Source organism: Sphingomonas sp., from assembly GCF_051962185.1.
In the GTDB taxonomy this organism is placed as follows: Bacteria; Pseudomonadota; Alphaproteobacteria; order Sphingomonadales; family Sphingomonadaceae; genus Sphingomonas.
The window spans coordinates 1-3,737 of sequence record NZ_JBQCCN010000086.1 but is presented as its reverse complement, the minus strand read 5'-3'; the positions used below and the strand labels follow the sequence as shown (position 1 = coordinate 3,737).

At 67.3% G+C, this 3,737-nt stretch carries 4 protein-coding genes; 1 reads left to right on the top strand and 3 read right to left on the bottom strand.

Annotated features, from left to right (window positions below; all coding sequences use genetic code 11):
- Window positions 1-87: 87 nt before the first annotated feature.
- Window positions 88-1,029 carry an IS110 family transposase gene (locus ACTHJR_RS05300; protein WP_440522082.1) on the top strand — a complete coding sequence of 314 codons (942 nt, stop codon included), beginning with the start codon at window positions 88-90 and terminating at the stop codon, window positions 1,027-1,029.
- A 66-nt stretch (window positions 1,030-1,095) separates the two neighbouring features.
- Here ACTHJR_RS05300 and ACTHJR_RS05295 read toward each other — a convergent pair whose 3' ends face one another.
- The 3 genes from ACTHJR_RS05295 to ACTHJR_RS05285 all read right to left on the bottom strand — a co-directional run.
- Window positions 1,096-1,323 (bottom strand): hypothetical protein, encoded by a 228-nt coding sequence (locus ACTHJR_RS05295; protein ID WP_440522081.1) that lies wholly within the window; start codon window positions 1,321-1,323, stop codon window positions 1,096-1,098.
- Between the two features lie 55 nt (window positions 1,324-1,378).
- Window positions 1,379-1,861 carry a transcription elongation factor GreB gene (gene greB, locus ACTHJR_RS05290; RefSeq protein WP_440522080.1) on the bottom strand — a complete coding sequence of 161 codons (483 nt, stop codon included), beginning with the start codon at window positions 1,859-1,861 and terminating at the stop codon, window positions 1,379-1,381.
- Between the two features lie 205 nt (window positions 1,862-2,066).
- Window positions 2,067-3,737: lytic transglycosylase domain-containing protein (locus tag ACTHJR_RS05285; protein WP_440522079.1), on the bottom strand; the 1,671-nt coding region annotated here is incomplete at its 5' end.

Sequence of the window (3,737 nt, the reverse complement as noted above, 5' to 3'; positions counted from 1 at the left end):
GATCGCTTCCCTTGACGCTTGGTGAGTTGCCAGGGCCGCTTTGTCGACGCCCGCAGACAATCACAAGCCACTGGAGGATAGCCTGCAATGCATGGTTCCACCACCATCCCCACCTGCTTCGTCGGCTGCGATGTCGGCAAGGCCGAGGTCGTCGTCTTCGACAGCCGAACCGGGCGCACGACAAAAATACCCAATACCGGCGCGGCGCTGGCACGCTTTGCCGCGTCGCTTGATCCTGACGCGCTGGTGATCTGCGAGGCAACGGGTGGCTACGAAGCCGTCTTGCTCGATGCGCTGGTCACCGCCGGGCGACACGTGCACCGCGCCGATGCCCGCAAGGTGAAGGCCTTCATCCGCTCGCTCGGGATCCTCGGCAAAAGCGACGCGATCGATGCCTGTGCGCTCGCCCGCTATGGCACCGAATGCCACGATCGGCTCGCCCGCTGGCAGCCGCGCGATCGCCAACGCGACCGCCTTCACCTTCTCGTCTCCACTCGCCGCGACCTCGTCCGTGAGCGCGTCGCCTGCCGCAATCGCCTCCAGGCCCCCGGCATGGCGCCGATCGAACCTCGCCTCTGCCGCATCCTCGCAGCCCTCGATGCCGAAATCGCCGGCCTCGACACCGATATCGAAACGCTCATCAACGCCTGCGAACCGCTACGCCAGACCGTCTGCGTCTTGCGCTCCATCGCCGGCATCGGTCCCGCCACCGCCGCCCAGCTCGCCGCCCTCATGCCCGAGCTCGGCACCCTGGGGCGACGCCAGGCTGCCGCTCTCGCCGGCCTCGCTCCCCATCCAAGACAAAGTGGCAGCAACGACGCCTATCGCAGAACCCGCGGCGGTAGGCCCGAGATCAAACAGGCCCTCTTCATGGCCGCTCTCGCCGCCGCTCAACACAACCCAACCCTGCGCGACTTCTACCAACGCCTCAAAAGCAACGGCAAAAAACCCATCGTCGCCCTCATCGCCGTCATGCGCCAAATTATCGTCAGCGCAAACGCCCGCATCCGCGATGCTCAACTGAGTTGATGACGGTTGTGGTTGTTGGCCTACGCTCAGCTATCGAGGTGACATCGGCCTGAGCGCTCGGGCCTGCTACCGCGCCCGGTCCGAGCGAATGGCGGTATCGTTGTCGATATCGTCCTGCTTGTGCACGGCGCGCCGGGCTTCCGGATCGTCGACGCGCTCTTCCTCGGCGCGCGATGCGACGTCGCGCGCCAGATTGCCGCCGCTGGTCGAGCCGTCCATCGGTGCGTTGGCATCGTCCTCCAGCCTGTCGTTGTCGTCGTGCTCGCGGGCGGTGGTGGTGCGAGGGTTTTCCATGATCGCTCTCCTGCTTGCGCGAAGAACGAGCGGCCGCACCTCGCCGTTCCGGCGCTCAGCCGGGATAGGCGATCTCGATCACTTCATATTCCTTCTCGCCCGCCGGCAAGGCGACGCGACGCAGGTCGCCGACCGCGGCGCCGCGCAGCGCGCGGGCGAGGGGGGCGTTCCAGCCGACCTTGCCCCTGCCGGCATCGGCCTCGTCGTCGCCCACCAGCGTCAGAATGCGGTGATTGTCGTCCTCGTCGGCGATGGTGATGGTGCAGCCGAACCAGGCGCGGGCGCGGTCGGGCTGCTGCGCCGGGTCGACCACCTTGGCCGCCTTCATCCGCTTCGACAGCCAGCCGAGCCGGCGATCGATCTCGCGCAGGCGCTTGCGGCCATAGATATAGTCGCCGTTCTCCGAGCGATCGCCATTGCCCGCGGCCCAGGCGATCGTGTCGACCAGCTTGGGGCGCTCCTCGGCGAACAATTGCTCATATTCGGCGCGGAGCGCGGCGTAGCCGGCTGGGGTGATGTAATTGGGGCGGTCGTTCACGGGGTCTCGATAGCGCCATCCGTCGTCGCAGCGAAACTCCTTCCATCACGCCGCCAAACTCTCTCCGTCACCCCAGCGAAAGCTGGGGTCTCGTTAGGAGTTCCGTGTGGCTTGAGATGCCAGCTTTCGCTGGCATGACGGAAGGGCTTTGCCGGCACTACGGCACGCGTTCGTTGGGATGACGGACGAACTGCTGGCTAATATCCTACCCCGGCCGCTTGTTGCCGATATACCAACTCAACCGCGCCTTCCCCGTCGACAGCGCGTGCTGCGGATCGATCAGATCATAGACCACCGCATTCTCCAGCACGTGCTGGACGTAGCGCTTGGTCTCGTCGAACGGGATCGCCTCGATCCAGTCGATCCAGTCGACCGTCCCGGTGCGCGGATCGCCATTGGCGGAGAGCCATTTGTTCACATTGCCGGCGCCGGCATTGTACGCCGCGATCGCCAGCGGATAGCTGCCATATTGATTGTACAGCCGCTGGAAATAGGCGGTGCCGAGCTGGATGTTATAGTCGGTGCTCGACAGCAGCATGCCCTGGTCCCAGGCGAGGCCGAGCTTGCCCGCCTGTTCGCGCGCGGTGCCGTTCATCAACTGCATCATGCCGCGCGCGCCGGCGCGGCTGATCAGCGCGCGGTCGAACTGGCTTTCCTGGCGCATGATGGCGTGCGCCATGGTCCAGTTCGCGGTCGAGGACGCGGGGATACTGACGGTCGGGAATCCCGACCGCGTATAATCGGTGACGCCGTTGAGCAACGCGCTGCGGCCGACCATCACTGACAGATCGGGCCGTCCCAGGGTTCGTGCGAGTTCGTCGGCCAGCGTATGGTCGTCGACCGTGCTCGCCAGATTGGCGATCTGGCGCAGGAACGCGCTCTGGTCCTCATGATCGCCGATCGTCCCGAGATATTGCGCCGCACGCACCACCTCATTGTTGTAGAACGCGGTGCGCGCGCCCGCCGGCACCGGGGGCGGCGTGGGCTCGGATGGGGCGAGCAGCGGCTGGCCGAGCCGCTCGGTCGCGAGCTGGCCGTAGAAGTGATCGCCGAAGCGCGACGCCTCGGTCAGGTCGCGCGTCGCGTCTTCCTTGCGCCCCGCGGCTTCCGCGGCGCGCCCGGCCCAATAGAAGCCCTTCGACTTGAGCGCGGTCGAGCGCGAACCACCGGTATAGAGGACGAACATGGTGGCCGCGTCGGCCGGACGGCCGATCCGCTTCAGCGCGGTCTGGCCGGCAAGCCAGACGAGATCGGTATAGGCGTCGCGCTCGCCATAGGGCCGCAGCGCGATGTCGGTGCCGGCGGGATAGGCGTCGTCGACCTGGCTCGCGATATTGTAGGCGGTGGTATAGTCGCCCGCGGCGATCGCCGCCTTGGCATTGCGCAGCAACAGGTCGAACCAGCGATCGACATCGGTCGGGCGGCTGGTGAAATTGTGCGGCCGGGCGAGCAACGCCCGGGCCGACCCGGCCGCGCGCGAATTGGTCAGCCAGGCCACCTTGTCGGCGAGATAGCCGGGATCGCCGGCGCCGAGCGCATCGGCATTGCCGGCATCGGGCGCGTTGGTGCGCAACGCGAGCCGCGCGGCGAACAACGGCCGCCTGGCGGCGCTGGTGAGCAACAACTGGCGTGCCGCGGCACTGGTCTGACCCTGCCACAACAGCCGGTCCATCCGCGCGTCCTGGTCGACCGGGGTCAGCGCGTCGGGCCAGGTCGCCAGCACCTTGCTCTCGTCGGCGGCCGACAGCGCGCCCTGGACCCAGGCGTTGCGCGCGGCGGTGCGCGCCTCGTCCGTCGCGCCGGTCGCGGTCAGCGCGTCGGCGAAGCGGACCCAGGCGGTGCCGTTCTGCGGCGGATAGCGGCGGAAGAAAGCGAC

What these genes read in the sequence shown, in the direction of transcription:
- ACTHJR_RS05300 (WP_440522082.1), top strand. Translation starts at nt 88, where the DNA reads ATGCATGGTTCCACCACCATCCCCACCTGCTTCGTCGGCTGCGATGTC.
- ACTHJR_RS05295 (WP_440522081.1), bottom strand. Translation starts at nt 1,323, where the DNA reads ATGGAAAACCCTCGCACCACCACCGCCCGCGAGCACGACGACAACGAC.